General features: G+C 37.1%; 18 protein-coding genes, 1 tRNA gene and 2 pseudogenes. 5 read left to right on the top strand and 16 right to left on the bottom strand.

Translation table 11 applies throughout. The features are described 5' to 3' along the window. Positions 1-15 precede the first annotated feature (15 nt). From ACERCF_RS04835 to ACERCF_RS04815, 5 genes and pseudogenes are all read right to left on the bottom strand, one after another. Positions 16-828 (bottom strand): annotated as a pseudogene (locus ACERCF_RS04835) (TonB-dependent siderophore receptor); the annotation flags it as partial. Between the two features lie 297 nt (positions 829-1,125). After that, a complete protein-coding gene (locus ACERCF_RS04830; RefSeq protein WP_373624812.1) occupies positions 1,126-1,302 on the bottom strand; it encodes a hypothetical protein in 177 nt (58 codons plus the stop codon). Between the two features lie 23 nt (positions 1,303-1,325). Further along, positions 1,326-1,643, bottom strand: a complete 318-nt coding sequence (locus tag ACERCF_RS04825) for a hypothetical protein (protein WP_373624810.1) — start codon at positions 1,641-1,643, stop codon at positions 1,326-1,328. A gap of 60 nt (positions 1,644-1,703) precedes the next feature. Next, positions 1,704-1,766: pseudogene (locus ACERCF_RS04820) on the bottom strand (hypothetical protein); the annotation flags it as partial. 89 nt (positions 1,767-1,855) lie between these two features. Continuing rightward, positions 1,856-2,125, bottom strand: a complete 270-nt coding sequence (locus ACERCF_RS04815) for a hypothetical protein (protein ID WP_373611937.1) — start codon at positions 2,123-2,125, stop codon at positions 1,856-1,858. Positions 2,126-2,222: 97 nt separating this feature from the next. Between ACERCF_RS04815 and ACERCF_RS04810 the strand changes: the two genes are divergently transcribed. Next, positions 2,223-2,855 carry a helix-turn-helix domain-containing protein gene (locus ACERCF_RS04810; RefSeq protein ID WP_373624809.1) on the top strand — a complete coding sequence of 211 codons (633 nt, stop codon included), beginning with the start codon at positions 2,223-2,225 and terminating at the stop codon, positions 2,853-2,855. Here the strand turns inward: ACERCF_RS04810 and ACERCF_RS04805 are convergent. From ACERCF_RS04805 to yjgA, 5 genes are all read right to left on the bottom strand, one after another. After that, entirely contained in the window at positions 2,839-3,288 is a 450-nt protein-coding gene (locus tag ACERCF_RS04805) for a pyridoxamine 5'-phosphate oxidase family protein (protein WP_373611939.1), read from the bottom strand. The genes ACERCF_RS04810 and ACERCF_RS04805 overlap by 17 nt on opposite strands. Before the next feature lie 67 nt (positions 3,289-3,355). Beyond that, positions 3,356-3,919, bottom strand: coding sequence for a UbiX family flavin prenyltransferase (locus ACERCF_RS04800; protein WP_373624808.1), 564 nt, complete (start codon positions 3,917-3,919; stop codon positions 3,356-3,358). Positions 3,920-3,921: 2 nt separating this feature from the next. Then, positions 3,922-4,635, bottom strand: coding sequence for a DUF554 domain-containing protein (locus tag ACERCF_RS04795; protein WP_373624807.1), 714 nt, complete (start codon positions 4,633-4,635; stop codon positions 3,922-3,924). 7 nt (positions 4,636-4,642) lie between these two features. Beyond that, positions 4,643-5,014 (bottom strand): SirB2 family protein, encoded by a 372-nt coding sequence (locus ACERCF_RS04790; protein ID WP_373624806.1) that lies wholly within the window; start codon positions 5,012-5,014, stop codon positions 4,643-4,645. A 5-nt stretch (positions 5,015-5,019) separates the two neighbouring features. Continuing rightward, positions 5,020-5,550, bottom strand: a complete 531-nt coding sequence (yjgA, locus tag ACERCF_RS04785) for a ribosome biogenesis factor YjgA (protein WP_373624805.1) — start codon at positions 5,548-5,550, stop codon at positions 5,020-5,022. Between the two features lie 99 nt (positions 5,551-5,649). On the opposite strand from yjgA, the gene pmbA reads away from it, so the two are divergent. Together pmbA and hpt are read left to right on the top strand one after the other, a co-directional pair. Continuing rightward, entirely contained in the window at positions 5,650-6,999 is a 1,350-nt protein-coding gene (pmbA, locus tag ACERCF_RS04780; RefSeq protein WP_373624804.1) for a metalloprotease PmbA, read from the top strand. Positions 7,000-7,037: 38 nt separating this feature from the next. Beyond that, entirely contained in the window at positions 7,038-7,574 is a 537-nt protein-coding gene (gene hpt / locus ACERCF_RS04775; protein ID WP_006249222.1) for a hypoxanthine phosphoribosyltransferase, read from the top strand. 166 nt (positions 7,575-7,740) lie between these two features. On the opposite strand, the gene ACERCF_RS04770 is transcribed toward hpt, so the two are convergent. The 6 genes from ACERCF_RS04770 to ACERCF_RS04745 all read right to left on the bottom strand — a co-directional run bounded on the left by ACERCF_RS04770 (position 7,741) and on the right by ACERCF_RS04745 (position 13,369). After that, on the bottom strand, positions 7,741-10,128 hold the full coding sequence (locus ACERCF_RS04770) for an exo-alpha-sialidase (RefSeq protein WP_373624803.1): 2,388 nt from the start codon (positions 10,126-10,128) through the stop codon (positions 7,741-7,743). A 955-nt stretch (positions 10,129-11,083) separates the two neighbouring features. Then, positions 11,084-11,389, bottom strand: a complete 306-nt coding sequence (locus tag ACERCF_RS04765; RefSeq protein WP_373624802.1) for a hypothetical protein — start codon at positions 11,387-11,389, stop codon at positions 11,084-11,086. 195 nt (positions 11,390-11,584) lie between these two features. Beyond that, positions 11,585-11,833, bottom strand: coding sequence for an Arm DNA-binding domain-containing protein (locus ACERCF_RS04760; RefSeq protein WP_006250244.1), 249 nt, complete (start codon positions 11,831-11,833; stop codon positions 11,585-11,587). 203 nt (positions 11,834-12,036) lie between these two features. Continuing rightward, positions 12,037-12,112, bottom strand: a tRNA-Ile gene (locus ACERCF_RS04755). Between the two features lie 98 nt (positions 12,113-12,210). Then, positions 12,211-12,948: a peptidoglycan editing factor PgeF gene (gene pgeF / locus ACERCF_RS04750; protein WP_373611951.1), complete on the bottom strand. Its 738-nt coding sequence runs from the start codon at positions 12,946-12,948 to the stop codon at positions 12,211-12,213. Positions 12,949-12,979: 31 nt separating this feature from the next. After that, positions 12,980-13,369: a RidA family protein gene (locus ACERCF_RS04745; RefSeq protein ID WP_373624801.1), complete on the bottom strand. Its 390-nt coding sequence runs from the start codon at positions 13,367-13,369 to the stop codon at positions 12,980-12,982. A gap of 83 nt (positions 13,370-13,452) precedes the next feature. Here ACERCF_RS04745 and yejK point away from each other — a divergent pair, with 83 nt between their 5' ends. Together yejK and bamE are read left to right on the top strand one after the other, a co-directional pair. Further along, the gene (yejK, locus tag ACERCF_RS04740; RefSeq protein WP_373611955.1) at positions 13,453-14,454 is read left to right on the top strand and encodes a nucleoid-associated protein YejK; all 1,002 of its coding nucleotides are present in this window, start codon (positions 13,453-13,455) and stop codon (positions 14,452-14,454) included. A 68-nt stretch (positions 14,455-14,522) separates the two neighbouring features. Further along, complete coding sequence (bamE, locus tag ACERCF_RS04735) at positions 14,523-14,864, top strand: outer membrane protein assembly factor BamE (RefSeq protein ID WP_373611956.1); 342 nt, start codon at positions 14,523-14,525, stop codon at positions 14,862-14,864. Positions 14,865-14,916 lie beyond the last annotated feature (52 nt).

Below are 14,916 nucleotides of genomic sequence, written 5' to 3'. Positions count from 1 at the left end.
TCAATTGTTATATTGTTAGCGTGAAGCATTGTATGAATAAGAAAGGTGAGAATATAAGCGGTCGTTTTTTTCATATTTTTTGCAAATGTTTAAGCCCTCATTCGAGGGCTGTTTAAGGTTAAAAAGATAGTTTAAAGTCGCACTTAAATTACGTTCTGTCCCATAGAAACAGGAAAAATTATTAGCACAACTTGCGACATATTTTTTATTCGTCAGGTTTTGTGCGTTGAGCTGTAAGTTTAAATTAGGCATAAAATCATACCCAAGCGACATATCGTAAAGCGTATAGGCGGGTACGGTAAATGTATTTTGGTTATTACCAAAAGTCGTTCCCATATAGCGTACACCTATACCGGTGGTTAGCTTATCAAAGAATTTATATTTTGCCCAAAGTGAAGCTTGATGGCGAGGAGTACCCCATTGCGTTTTATCGATTGTACTGCCATCTTTATCTTCGGTAATCTCTTTTTTGAGATAAGCGTAAGAGGCAGATACTGGGAATTTATCAGAGAGCTGTTGATTTAAGCTCACTTCAATTCCTTTGACGTCCACTTCACCAATTTGCTCATAAGAGCGAGTTTACCATTGATAATTTGCTAAATCTTTTTGTGTAATTTTAAATCCAGCTAACGTTAGCAAGGTTTCTTGAGTTGGTTGATATTTCAGCCCCATTTCCCATTGTTCGGCGGTCGTTGGCTTTAAGAAATCTCCTTGAGCATCTTTTTCGGAAGATGGCACAAAAGACGTGCTGTAGCTTAGGTAAGGTGCGATACCGTTCTCAAAGTTATAGATTGCACCTGACCGCCAAGTAAATTTCCTATCTTTATTACTTTCTCTGGTGTTTGTTACGCGGTCTTGGTTGCTATTTTTAGCAAAGTCATAACGTCCCCGCCTAGCATTAGCTCAACATTAACTATTTCCACCTGATCTTGTAGATAAAACCCAAGCTGTTTTAAATGCTTGATATCACTTGAAAACATATAATTAATCTAGATCTTGACGCACTCGCTTATAATCGATACCAGATAACAAGGTATGATTGATGTTTGTTGTATTAAAGACAAATTCTAACTGGTTATCTAAGCTGATTTCTTGGGTTTTCACGTCCCAGCGGCGAGCCTTATGTTATAAGATCGAACCAGTATCACCCCAGTACACGACATTTTTAAAATTCTCTTCCCCATTATGGTAACTGGCGTTCTGACGGAACATCAGATTTTGGGTGAATTTATGTGACAAATTGTAGCCCACTTGAATTTGCTCTGATTTTAAACCGTGATAGTTTGGATCGCTTAGAAACATATCATAGGGGAGCTTTTTCCCATTTACGTTATTAATTGTCCCTTCTTTTGGTAAGAAATTACGATCGCCTGCTTTTGGTTTTTCGCATAGTAAGCATAAACGTTGAGTTCTGTATTTGTCGTTGGCTTCCATAAAATGCTTGGTGTAAAAGCGCCTCCTTTTTCTTTTACAAATCGGGTATTCCAATTAGCTCTTTCTAACTGACCAATTAAACGAGCGGATAGCGTTTCAGAAAGGTTTTGTTCGACATCAAGCCCTATTTGGTAACGGTTGTGATTTCCAACAATAAATTGCAACTGGCGATGCTGATTACCACTCGCTTTTTTGGTGATAATATCCATTACGCCACCAGGGTTCGCTTGTCCATATAAAATAGAATTTGGACCTTTAATGATATTGATGCTTTCTAAGAAGAAGGGATCAATTTCAAATGCTGTTTGGTAGCGAGAACCGTTTAAATATATTGGAATTGTGCCACCATCGCTTTTATGCCCAATACCACGAATCGAAATTTCAATGAGTGCATTATACCCCGATAACCACCTACCATACCCTAGGTATAAGCAACGGCTTCAGTGACAGAACGCACAGCTTGATCCTGCATTAAATCAGATGAAACGACATTAATACTAAAAGGTGTACGGGATAATGATGTTACGTTTTTTGTTCCGACAGTAGTATAAACAGGGATATAACCTGTAGTCGCAGCAAGTTTTTCTTTTACATCAATAGTATCGAGAGTTGCCTTGTTATCGTTTGCTGATACATAAGATGTCATCAAGGCTAGGCTAATTAAAGAGAGTGAATATATTGTTTTTTTCATAAATTTCTCCATAAATAAGAATTATTATTAATATATCTTGTTTTTAGGCAAAAAACCTTTGTAAAATAAAACTTTTCCTATGGGGAATAAAATTTGTATGAGAAAGACGATTTTCATTGATGAAAATAAAAATATAGTGGGAAGAGTAGAGCTATACCGATTTCGTACAGACCTTATGTTGAAATATACGGACATTCAAGTAAACGCTACCGTAGAGCAAGAGCAAGCCCTATTTGAATCAGGTTTAAGATTGGTTATTTTGTTGAATGGGCGTTCAGAAATTCATTTTGATTCAGGTTATTTTGAATTAGATGCAAGGGCTAAGCCTAAAGCAGCTTTTTTACCCTTGAACCGTTCAGAAATGGGAAAAAAGGTATTTCAAAAAGGGCAATACCAAAAAGAGCTAGTTGTTTTTCTTTATCCTAAATGGATTATGGAAAGCTATCTCAATCTATCAAGTTACCATCAATTTAAACAACATTTAAAACCGTATTCTATTACGGTAACGCAGTCAATGCTTAGGCTTATCGATGAGATCTTCTTACAGCACAATGAATCTGAACCTTTCTTAGAGCAATCTTATAATGCTTTGCTGGATGGACGTAGTGTTATGCAAGTCGCTGAATTAGCTGGTTATTCGAATGCAGAAAATTTTTCGACAGCATTTAAGAAAAATTTCGGTATAACGCCAAGTCAGGTAAAAAGAGATAAAATTAAGGGGATTGCGTAGCATTTTTACTCCAAATACTTTTTTGTGCAAAGACAAATTTATTACCCGTATGCTTGATAGTATTAAAAGAAATCTCCCAAACATCGCTCGGTTTTAAGCGTGCAAGCGGGTGTTTTTCGTAATAAATTTGCAATGCTGCTTTTTCAGTCTCTTTGTCTTCTAAACATTTTGCTGTAGCGGAAAATTGTACGCCTTCAATTTCTTTTATCTTTTCAATTTGCCCACAAATAGTGCCAACAATCTGTGGGTTTTCTAGCATAATTTGGGCGTGTCTGGTTTTTTTAGCTGTTAGAATGATTAAACGAGCGTTTTCTTGATCAAAAGCATAAAAGCAATTCGCCGCCCAAAAATCATCATTATTATGAGTAGCGAAATTTACAACGTGGTTAGATTGGATAAAATCAATAATATGGCTTGGGATTGGGTTTGTCATAAATAAAAATACCTGATCAAATTTATCAGGTATTTTAACATTTGGAACAGGAAAAGATAAGCCCGATTTATTCCCCCCAATGAGGTATATTTGGGATTTCAATATCCAGCAATGAAAGAGCGTGAGCAACGCTATGGGTTACCATCTCATCAAGGCTAGTTGGCTTTTGATAAAAGGCAGGAATTGGGGGGAAGATAATACCGCCCATTTCGGTTACTTTTCGCATATTATCAATATGAGCAAGATTAAGCGGTGCTTCTCTTACCATTAATACCAATTTACGGCGTTCTTTTAGCACTACATCAGCGGCACGGATAAGTAGATTATCACTAAAACCATTCGCAATAGAGGCAAGGGTTCTCATAGAGCAGGGGGCAACAATCATACCTGCGGTTTTAAACGAGCCACTTGCAATGCTTGCTCCCACATTTTGTAGAGAATGCACTTCATCCGCTAACTGGTGTAGGGCTTCTCGCTCGTAATCTGTCTCAAGCGTTCGAGTTAGTTCAGCCCCTTTTGTGATAACTAGGTGGGTTTCAATGTCTTCAAAAGGTTTGAGTAACTCAAGCACTTTATAGCCATATTGAAAACCGCTTGCACCACTAATGCCGACAATAATACGCTTTTTCATCATTAACTCACTAGTCGTTCCCAAAGATAAGAGATTGGCATTGCTAACAGTAATGCAGGCAGCATATTTGCCACAGGGAAGGTTTTAATACCACAAATGCGGAAACCTGTAGCAAAGAGCAGCAATCCGCCCGTTGCTGAGAAATCAGCTAACATATTTGGTGTAGTTAGCGGCATTATGATTGAGGCAAGTAAAACTAATATCACTTGAATAATGACAAGCGGTAGGGCAACAGTCGTAACTACATAACCTAATGATGTTGCAAAGATCATTGCGGTAAAGAAATCCAAGATGGATTTAATGTATAGAACACTTGGATCGCCTGTTATGCCTTCATTAATAGCACCAAAAATGCCTGTGCCACTTACGCAGAAAAGCACAAGAATCGCAATAAACTTTTCCAGAAATTCTTCTTGAGAAAGGGAATGTCTTGGCGGAAAAATTTTATCAATAATGCCTTGTGCTGAGCTGGCAGCTTTTCCGATCTTCTTTTCAAGATAGATTAACTCGCCAATAATTGTGCCAAGAATTAGAGCTAGAGCAACGGCAGACATATATTTTACCGAAGCGGTTAGCATCATACCTAAGCCAAAACAGCATAAACCAAAAATCAGCGGCAATATAGTGCGAAGTCGTTCAGGCAAACGGCTGCCTAAATAAGCCCCCAGTAATCCGCCTAGAATAATAGCTCCTGCATTAACAAAAGGTCCGATCATAATAATCCTATTTAAAGGTTGCGGTAAGCATAATCATCATAAATGAGAATACTGAAAGTAAATAGAATTTTAATGAGAAAGGCTGTCCTTTTTTGAACGCTTTGGTTGCAAAAATGATATACAACACTAAAAATAGAATTTTAGGTAATAACCAGCTAAATTGGGACAATGTAAAAAAGTCATACGCAAGGAAAATAATAACCGCAGCAATACCTGTTACCAATAAGATGGTATCCACAATATGTGGGACAATGCGTAAGACAGCATATTGTCTCCAATCAACCGCTTTAGCGGCTAAAAAACCACGCACTAATAATAATACTAAGCTGATATAAGCTAAGCCAAAATGGGCTTTAAGAATAGTTGATAGGTAATCCATAATAATCACTCCGCAATTCCAGTTTTTAAATATTGATAAATTTCACGATAATTTTTCGCAGGTTTATTCGCTTCACGCTCTTTAATTGCCCCACGAATTAAATTGCGTAAATGTTGGCGATCTAAATGAGGGTATTCATTTAAAAGATTATCTAATGAGGCATCACCCATTACGATAAGTTGATCTCGCACTAATTCTAATTTATGTAATAACGCCTGTTGCTGATTATGGCGATTTTTTACTTTATCTAACGCCTCTTGAATTGGCTCAGGATCTCGATTTCGCAATAACTTGCCAATAAATTGAATTTGGCGACGGCGAGCTTCCATTTTAAATCCTTGAGCTTGGCGGATTGCCTCTTTTAGATCATCATCAAGCGGAATTTTCTCTAAGTTTTGTGGCGTTAATTCAATTAATTCTGCCCCGATTTTCTTTAAATGCTCGGAATCTCGTTTAATTTCACTTTTACTGACCCAGATGATTTCCTCTTCATCATCTGTCCAATCAATCTCATTTTTGCTACGTTTTCTAGCCATTATGTGTCCTTTTTTGTGCAAATTCTAAAAAATGCCATATTCTAGCAGAAATTTGAGTTAGAATATATGAATCATTGAAATCAAGAATATGGAATAAGAATGTCGATTACAGATAAACAAACCTTACAACAGCAAGAACAGGAGCTACGACAAGCGGTCGAATTTGCCTTAAATTTTGCAAAAAAAGCAGGGGCAGAGGCAGAAGTTGGCATAACCAAAGTTGCTGGGCTTTCAGTTTCTAGCCGATTAGAGCAAGTTGAAAATATTGAGTTTAATAATGATGGTTCGCTTGGTATTTCCGTTTATTTAGGCAAACGCAAAGGCAATGCTTCAACCTCTGACTTACAACCACAATCCATTCAAAAAACGATCGAAGCAGCGCTGGCTATTGCAAAATATACGTCAGAAGATGATTGTACAGGGCTTGCCGATAAAGAGATGTTAGCCTTTGAAGCCCCTGATTTAGACCTTTACCACCAAGTGAATATTTCGGTTGATCAGGCAGTAGAGCTTGTTATTGAAGCCGAACATTATGGTTTAAATGCTGATGAACATATTGTAAACAGTGATGGGGCGACATTTAATTCCCATAGTGGGGTTAGAGTGTATGGCAATACGCACGGAATGCTACAAAGTTATCTCTCTAGCCGATATTCACTGTCTTGTAGCCTGATTTCAGAATATCAAGATCAACCGGAGCGTGATTATGAATACACGATTTCCCGTGAATTTGATAAATTACAAGCACCGAAATGGGTAGGGGAGCAAGCTGCAATTAAAGCGGTAGATAGATTGAATCCGCAACGAATTAAGACCGGCGAAATGCCTGTGATTTTCTATAACGATGTGGCAACCGGTTTAGTGGGGCATTTGGCCGGAGCTATTAGTGGCGGTGCATTATACCGCAAATCAAGTTTCTTATTAGATAAATTAGGCGAACAGATTCTGCCTGAATGGTTTGCGATTTCAGAGCGTCCGCATTTGTTGCGTCAATTAGCCTCTTCTGCGTTTGATAGTGAAGGTGTAATTACCCAAAACCGTGAAATTATTACTGATGGTGTGCTACAAACGTATTTAATGACTAGCTATTCAGGGCGTAAAATGGGGTTAAAAAGTACAGGACACGCAGGTGGTATTCATAACTGGTTAGTTAAACCAAATCGTCAAGGTGGTTTAAATACGTTACTTAAGGAAATGGGAAAAGGATTATTAGTAACGGAAATGCTAGGTTCTGCGATTAATAGCGTAACAGGGGAATACTCTCGAGGTGCAGCAGGATTTTGGGTAGAAAACGGTGAAATTCAATACCCTGTAGCGGAAATTACCATTGCAGGGCAACTGCAAGATATGTATAAAAATTTAGTGGCGGTAGGCGATGATATTGAACACCGCTCAAATATCCAAACAGGTTCAATCTTATTAGAAAAAATGATGGTTTCAGGCGAGTAAAAACGGCCGCTTATAATCAATTTTATTTGGAGAAATCAATGGAAAAACATCATATTGAAACGCTACATTCAAAAGAAGAAGTATTAAACCGAATCAATGAATTAGCAAAAGAAATCAATCAACACTATCACCAAAAACAGTGCCAAAACCTTGTAGTGGTTGGTTTATTGCGAGGCTCGTTTATGTTTATGGCAGATTTAGTAAGAAAGCTAGAGTTACCTGTAGAAGTGGATTTTCTAACCGCATCAAGCTATGGCAGCAGCACGGAATCCAGCCGTGATGTCAAAATTCTCAAAGATTTAGATGGCGAAATTCAAGGTAAAGATGTATTGATTGTAGAAGATATTATTGATACTGGCTTCACCTTAAGCAAGGTAGGGGAGATTCTCAAGTTACGTGAGCCAAATTCACTTGCTATTTGTACTTTATTAGATAAACCTTGCCGCCGCGAAGTTGATGTGCCCGTAAAATGGGTGGGATTTGAGATCCCCGATGAATTTGTGGTGGGTTATGGGATTGATTATGCCCAAAAATATCGTCATTTAGATTATATTGCTAAAGTAGTGATTGAATAAAAAAACTCAATCACTACTTAGATTTTCACGACTAATTACATTCTCGATTAAGGTTGAAATATAAAATATTCTTATCGAGAAAGAAAAATTAAAAGACTGAGCTCTATGGAATATAGAACTCAGTCTTGGGCTAGTCTAACTTTTAAATCGTAATCAGTTTACGGTATTACCAGTTATAACTCACATTTAGACCGAAATTACTTTCAGTAGTTTGAGAACCATAACGATGTAATTTGAAATCAGCCCCTAATGCCACACCATTTGCAAAGCGTTTTTTCAACCCTGTCGTGACAGAATACACGTTACTTTTATCCTTTATTTTGTATGTGTTTGTCATATCATTAGATTGAGATAAAGTTATATCACCATTGACAAACCCTATACTTGGACGAATATAAGCATCAATATCATTTAGCTTATAATGGATATTCAATCCTAGATCACTTGCATAGACCGTGCGGCTATTAATCGCAAGATCTTCATCTATTAATGAGCGAGAAGAACGTGAAACGTAAGCACCAACTGATGGGCTAATGCTTAATTTATCATCTAATTGAATACGATAAGCATAATTTAGGTAGCCATCAACACTGTTATTACGTGCTAGCATATCTTTATGTTTTACGCCACGATAGCGTAAGAAGCCAGAAAGTTGGTGATTATCCATTTCATATTTAGCTCTTGCACCAATTTGTACGCTATTACGATTTTTATTACTGTATTCAAAGAATAAGCCACCACGTAAATTCTCACTTAATTTTGTATTCAAGCCTAAGGATAGATTATTGTGTTTTACACCTGTGTCGTAATGGGCAAAGAAATTATCAAAGCTACGATATAAAATATCAGTGTTATATTCATTGAACTTTCTCGCTTTTTGGATGTAGCGAGTGAAGTCTAATTTAGTATTTAAAGCCAAATAGCTTTCATATAAATTAGCATACGTATCCATAATACCATTATAATTTAAATAAGTGGTATCCGCTGTATTGGTGACTTTATTCACATAAGCTAAGGCTCTTTGATAAATATTCTGTTGAGACGGCAGTGCTTTAGTAATATTTTTTGCCAATTTATCCAGCTCATCACTATTGTTTTTCAGATTATACATTTCTTTGTTAATCACAAAAGATTGTGCAATCGCAGTATCATTAGCACGACGCATTTTTTCGACTAGCGTCTCTTTTTGAGCTTTATTGAGATAAGGCAGTGCATTGATTTTATCCAAAGCAGGAGTAAGTTCATCTGGTAATCCCCATTCGATAGCTTTTGCTTCCATTTCAGCAATATATTCAGTTAAATTTTTTACTGAAATATCACCATCGTTTTCAAAAGCAACAAATAAATTCCCTTCTTTATAGGCTAAAGAGGAATAACCAGCACCAGCGGCATTACCTGAACCTGGACGAATAATATGCACCTTGTGTTTGTGCGATGGATCTTTTGCATCTAGCATCCAAAGTGTAATATCACCCCTTTTCCATCCATCATTCTTTCCATCTGGTTTAGAGATTAGTAGCACTTTTCGACCATTTGGTAGTGTTACATAGATAGAAGAGCCTTGAGTTGGTTGTGAGCTAGTTGGTAATAATCCATTAGTTGGAGTAAATAATTCCCAGGTCTTACCCATATCAGTAGAAGAGTATGCCCAGCGACTGTTTCCTCGTCCAGTCATCACTAGCTTACCCGGTTCGAGTTCAAACACCATATTTTCTAAAGAACTTTGGTTCGGTGCAACTGGGTTGTTAATTTCTGGCATATCCCAAGTTTTCCCATTATCCTTAGAATACATAATAGTGGTCGCAATACCATTTTGATGTGCGGTTTGAATTGGGAAAACCAACGTACCATCTTGCATTACAATTCCAGATCCGACCCCGCCTAAAAAGCCTAAGGTAGGTTTTCCATTTTTGGTGACTTTAGAAAATACGTCTAAATTGCTGAATTTACTAAACTCAGTATTTTTCTCCCAATTTAAACCACCATCAGTAGATTTATAAATGGTAGCTGCCCAGCTGCCACTATTAAAGTGAGGAACACGCCCACCATACCATTGTTGATCCGACATAGACCAAGTTCCGTGCATTACATATAAACTATTATCAATAGGATTATGTAATAGCGTTGGATCCATTGAACGGCGTGCTGGGTGATTAGTTCTATCAAAAGACCAAGCGGTTTTCTTCGTCCAAGTATGGCCACCATCGGAAGAAATCGCAATACCAGGATCAATACGATCTTGGTCATACGCACGATTCCAGCGTAAATCAAACATAACAACTAATTTGTTATCTTCGGTAACTTGCATAGCTGGAATACGGCTATAATATAATGGCGCAGTACCTGCAGCTTCACCATTTGGACCAATACCAGCCCAAGGCTCGCCAGCTACTGGAGTGGTAAAGTTATCGACTCCGACACGCTTGGTAATATTTGTGAGATTAAAATTAAGGTCGCTTTTCCAAAAATCAGAGTTAGCGGAAGCAGATAAAATACTTAGAAAAAAGTATGGGGATATGATTAACTGATTGATTTTTCTCATCATTTTCTCCATTAGGGGGATAAAGTGCAAAAACTAATTTTTAGCTGAACAGCTATTATATGGTCCAATCTTATGTATAAAATACCAGATAGCAAGTAATTGTAACGGCATTTTATGATTAAGATTTAAGCACAAAGAAATAAAAAAATCTGAGAGATTTGTCACAATTATTGAAAAAAGTGATATTTTTTAAATATCACCGAAGCCCAAGCTTTGTATCAAGGTTTCATCTTAATGTTAGTGATAAAAGTGACTTTTTTCTGAACTTTGGTGTAAAAAATATAAGAGCTGTAACAAAAAGGCCGCCAGGCAATAACCTAACGGCATTACAAGCGGTCATATTTGGCGGAAAATTTGCTAGGCTACTTAAAATTTGCGATATGAAATGTTTAGTGCCATTGAGCTAAAACAACAAAAAAGCCTGTAAACGTTGATTTTACAGGCTTTCTAAGGTTTTTTCGTTTAGCTCTGTTGAACTAAATTTAGTCAAATGGTGCCTGGTCAAGACTTGAACTTAATAGCTTCAAGTATTGATGGATAAGGTTTCTTTCTAATTTGATTTTTCAGGATATAACTAAAATCCAAAGTGCCTTATTAATTAGGTTATTTTATAAACAGATATTTCGAGCTATCGCCGTAGCTAAAAATTAGTTCTTGGGAAATTTTATTTTTGAATAAAAGAAAAAATTTAAAACTTTTTGAAATTTAACCCACTCAGTGGGTTAAGTGGGTAACTTTGATTTTTACCCACTGTTAGCCACTTTTAGAGGGTAGGTAAATATTAGCGGTTTTGGTAGTGGTTAAAGGGCAAAAAGCCGCTAATTTTCATCAACGGCTTAAGGTTCGGCTAGAATATCAGGGCAAGCACTTTGGCGGATTGCATTTTTTAGGAAGCGTTTATATCTAGGCGTTACTGATTTTAACGATAGTACGCCTTTTAGTATTTGTTGATAGGCTTCATCATTAATTAGGGCTTTTCGGCTTCTATATTTGCCTTAATCTCATCTAACGAATCAATTCTTATATGGCGGTAGAAAATGAAGCTGTCGCGTGTAATAAATTCGTGTGTTCCTGCCTTTAAAATACAAGTTTTATCAAGTGCTTTTTCGTTTTTAATGCTTGAGCAGTTTACACTTAAAATCATATCTCCTTTACCGGTTTCTCCATCAAAACAAGGATCGGTAAGCAGAATATATAAATGCTTGTAGGAGTTCTCTACCTTGCCGTAGTTGTTCGGTCTAAGAATAGTTGCTTGTTTTTTGACTTCAAGCATTGATTAAGCCCTTGAAAAGGTTATCCATTTCTCCTTTTTCTGTCTGTTGCTCTAAAATGCTTTCAATCTCGCTTGCTCCATTGTTCCGCCTGCCTTATGTAGCAAATAGGCGGTCGCTTGGGCTATTTTTAATTCATCAAACATTGTTTTATCTCCTGCTACATCGCAAATAGTGCTTTCTCTTAATTTAATATTTTAAAGACGTGCGATTTGTTCAAATACCTGTGGGGATTGTTCCACTAAGCTCATTTGCGGATAGCTACCGATTCTATTTTTTGTGCTTCGCTTGCCTGTTTTGGGGCTGATATAGCTATAAATCCATACTTTCGCTTTTTTCTGTGCAAGAATAAATAGCCCGTTACTGTCTGCGATAGGCTTCGCATTTGGGGAATATTTAAGATTTTTTAGTAATGTGTCTGAAAGTGTTTTTTTAGTTGCAGTCATTTCTTCTAATCCTTGATATATTAAGGGTTTATCGAAGTTTATGATCCCTAAATTTTCCCGTTTTCAAAATAGGGATCATTTTAGGGATCATAAACGCTAAGATACAATGCAACTAAAGAAGACAATAAGAGACTATAAAATAATCTAAGTTCTTGATTTTATAGTAAATTTGAGACAATGAAAGACAATATGCAACGCTTAAATGGTCCCCCCAGCCGGACTTGAACCAGCGACCAAGCGATTATGAGTCGCCTGCTCTAACCACTGAGCTATGGGGGGATAGAGTGATGTGGATTATAAAGAAAAACCGAGTAGTCGTCTAGTAGTATAAGATTACTCGGTTAATTCTTAAGCGAGCTAAGAATAGATGTAGAGTATTATTCTTCTCGCCAAATTAAGGTTGCCATTCGTCCAGTTTGTTTATCTCGGCGATAAGAGAAAAATAGATCTACTTGGGTATAAGTGCAGTATTCTCCGCCTGAAATCTCGGTAATACCGAGTTTATTGAGGCGTTGAGTAGCAATTTGGTAAAGATTTCCCAAAAACTTACCGCTTGTAGAGCTATCTTGAATAAATGCCTCTTCTGCTCTTGGGTCAAATGCACAAAATTGCTCAATGACCTCTTTTCCAACTTGAAAGGCTTTTTCGCTGATTGCAGGCCCTAACCAAGCAGAAATTTCATTGCGTGGGCATTGGAATTTTGCGACTGTTTCTTCCAAAATGCCATCGCATAATCCTCGCCAACCTGCGTGGGCAGCGGCAATTTCTTTTCCGTCTTTACTCACAAACAGCACTGGTAAACAGTCTGCCGTCATCACTAAACAGACTTGATTAGGCTGATTAGTGTAAACCGCATCTGCTTCAATATCTTCGCCTGAGTAGGGGAGTTCAATCACTCTCGTGCTGTGTGTTTGTGTGAGAAATAGCGGAGATTGTGGTAAATGAAATTTCTCCACAAGCAATGCTCGGTTTTGAGCCACATCTTGAGGATCATCATTGACGTGGTTACCTAAATTAAAACTATCAAAAGGCGGCTTGCTGACCCCGCCTGTTCTGATAGTGGTAAATGCGTGAATATGCTTGGGAATATTCCAATTTGGGATAATGTTATCCATTTGCAAAAAATCTCAAAAAAATAACCGCTTGTTATCTGCGAATAGCGATAGCTTCGATTTCAATACCAACGTCTTTTGGTAAACGTGCTACTTCAACACAAGAACGTGCAGGGAAGTTAGGATGTTCGTGTTCTTGGAAAAAGGCTTGGTATTCCGCATTTACAATGGCGAAATCATTTAAGTCTTTTACAAATACCGTAGTTTTGACAATATCTGCAACCGTTAAGCCAGCTTGTTCAACAATCGCTTTGACATTATTGAGTGATTGGCGGGTTTGCTGAACGATAGCGGTTGGAATTTCCCCTGTTTCAGGATTCACCGGAATTTGACCTGAAGTGAAAACCATACTTCCTAAATCAACCGCTTGAACATAAGGACCGATTGCAGCAGGTGCATTTTCTGTATGAATAATAGTTGGCATCTTTAATTCTCCTTAATAATGAAAAATGAGTGGATTAATGATAATATCTTTTTCTGTTATTTGGAATAAAGAGAAGTGAATAAATGAGCATTAATGTTTCAGAAGTCGTATTGCATCAATTAAATAAAACAGAGGGCGAAAACCCAGAACTCAATACGTTTTTGCGTGAAAATCTCTTAGAGATTTCACCTGAAGTTGATCAAATGATGTTGCAACTGCATCAAGCTTATCAAGGTAAGGCTAAGGCTTATGGTATATTTAAGCCAGAATCGGTATTTGCCCAGCAACTTAATCGTTTACTGGAAAAAGAGATCGATTTTCTACCGTTTAGCCATAGTTGTGCCAAAATGTTGGCAACAGAATTGGTAAAATATCCGTTTGCTGATGGCGGTACATTTATTCTTTGCCGTTATACATTTCTAGCCACAGAGTATCTATTTATTGCTTTAATTGATAGCCGTAACTCAATGTTGGTTGATGAAAAGTTAGAGATTAAACGCACACAATATTTAGAAGTTGCTCAATATGATATTGCTTGTCGTATTAATTTAACTGAATTGAAACTTGACGCGACCTCAAACCGTTATTTAACCTTTGTAAAAGGCAGAGTAGGGCGTAAGATTGCTGATTTCTTTATGGATTTCTTAAGTGCAGAAGAAGGTTTTAACCCACAATTACAAAATCAAACCTTGTTGCAAGCGGTAAGTGATTATTGTGAGCAAGGGGAATTATCTGCACCACAAACGAGAGAAGTTAAAAAGCAAGTATTTGATTATTGCAAAGGGCAAATGAGTAGTGGTGAGGAAATTGCACTAAATGAACTTTCAAATGCAATGCCTACGCTAAATGAGATGGATTTTGCACAATTCACTCAAGATCAGGAATATGGCTTAGAAGAAAACATTCCGCCAATGCGTAATGCGTTAAAAACACTTACTAAGTTTTCAGGTTCAGGAAAAGGCGTTACCATTAGTTTTAATGCAGAATTGTTAGGCGAACGTTTGATTTGGGATGAACTAAACGATACTTTAACAATCAAAGGATTACCAGCTAACTTGCGTGATCAGCTAGAACGTAATAAATAATGGAAAATTTTTGCTGGTTTAGGTATTATCTAATTATCTGAATTTTGTATTATCAAAAGGTCAAATCTATGAAAATGAAATCTCTTTTAGCAGCCCTTTTAGTTGCAATGAGTGTAACAGCCTGTTCAACAGTAGAAAAAGTGGTGTATCGAATTGATGTGCCGCAGGGCAATTACTTAGAGCAAGATAAAATCGATCAACTGAGAGTGGGTATGACACCCGAACAAGTAGAATATCTGCTTGGAACGCCAATGCTTAAAAACATTTTTGAAACCTACCGTTGGGATTATGTCTTTATTAAACGTGAAGCCTACAAAGACCCTGAGCAACGTAATTTATTTGTTTATTTTGATTCAAATGGATTGGTTTCAAAAATTGACGATAGCAATGCAAATGTAGGGCATAAATAACGAATTTATACTTAAAATGCAATAAACCCATCTTGTAAATAAGATGGGTTTT

Source organism: Mannheimia kashgarensis, from assembly GCF_041807705.1.
Classification (GTDB): domain Bacteria; phylum Pseudomonadota; class Gammaproteobacteria; order Enterobacterales; family Pasteurellaceae; genus Mannheimia.
Note: the sequence above shows the minus strand (reverse complement) of the source record. Positions and strands in the feature narration are given on the sequence as shown.

Excerpts from the sequence above, each read along its gene's own strand:
- pmbA (WP_373624804.1), top strand. The coding sequence starts at position 5,650 with ATGTCGATTACAGATAAACAAACCTTACAACAGCAAGAACAGGAGCTA.
- ACERCF_RS04805 (WP_373611939.1), bottom strand. The coding sequence starts at position 3,288 with ATGACAAACCCAATCCCAAGCCATATTATTGATTTTATCCAATCTAAC.
- bamE (WP_373611956.1), top strand. The coding sequence starts at position 14,523 with ATGAAAATGAAATCTCTTTTAGCAGCCCTTTTAGTTGCAATGAGTGTA.
- hpt (WP_006249222.1), top strand. The coding sequence starts at position 7,038 with ATGGAAAAACATCATATTGAAACGCTACATTCAAAAGAAGAAGTATTA.
- ACERCF_RS04800 (WP_373624808.1), bottom strand. The coding sequence starts at position 3,919 with ATGAAAAAGCGTATTATTGTCGGCATTAGTGGTGCAAGCGGTTTTCAA.
- ACERCF_RS04810 (WP_373624809.1), top strand. The coding sequence starts at position 2,223 with ATGAGAAAGACGATTTTCATTGATGAAAATAAAAATATAGTGGGAAGA.
- ACERCF_RS04765 (WP_373624802.1), bottom strand. The coding sequence starts at position 11,389 with ATGCTTGAAGTCAAAAAACAAGCAACTATTCTTAGACCGAACAACTAC.
- yejK (WP_373611955.1), top strand. The coding sequence starts at position 13,453 with ATGAGCATTAATGTTTCAGAAGTCGTATTGCATCAATTAAATAAAACA.
- ACERCF_RS04790 (WP_373624806.1), bottom strand. The coding sequence starts at position 5,014 with ATGGATTACCTATCAACTATTCTTAAAGCCCATTTTGGCTTAGCTTAT.
- ACERCF_RS04815 (WP_373611937.1), bottom strand. The coding sequence starts at position 2,125 with ATGAAAAAAACAATATATTCACTCTCTTTAATTAGCCTAGCCTTGATG.
- ACERCF_RS04795 (WP_373624807.1), bottom strand. The coding sequence starts at position 4,635 with ATGATCGGACCTTTTGTTAATGCAGGAGCTATTATTCTAGGCGGATTA.
- ACERCF_RS04825 (WP_373624810.1), bottom strand. The coding sequence starts at position 1,643 with ATGGATATTATCACCAAAAAAGCGAGTGGTAATCAGCATCGCCAGTTG.
- yjgA (WP_373624805.1), bottom strand. The coding sequence starts at position 5,550 with ATGGCTAGAAAACGTAGCAAAAATGAGATTGATTGGACAGATGATGAA.
- ACERCF_RS04830 (WP_373624812.1), bottom strand. The coding sequence starts at position 1,302 with ATGTTTCTAAGCGATCCAAACTATCACGGTTTAAAATCAGAGCAAATT.
- ACERCF_RS04770 (WP_373624803.1), bottom strand. The coding sequence starts at position 10,128 with ATGGAGAAAATGATGAGAAAAATCAATCAGTTAATCATATCCCCATAC.
- pgeF (WP_373611951.1), bottom strand. The coding sequence starts at position 12,948 with ATGGATAACATTATCCCAAATTGGAATATTCCCAAGCATATTCACGCA.
- ACERCF_RS04760 (WP_006250244.1), bottom strand. The coding sequence starts at position 11,833 with ATGACTGCAACTAAAAAAACACTTTCAGACACATTACTAAAAAATCTT.
- ACERCF_RS04745 (WP_373624801.1), bottom strand. The coding sequence starts at position 13,369 with ATGCCAACTATTATTCATACAGAAAATGCACCTGCTGCAATCGGTCCT.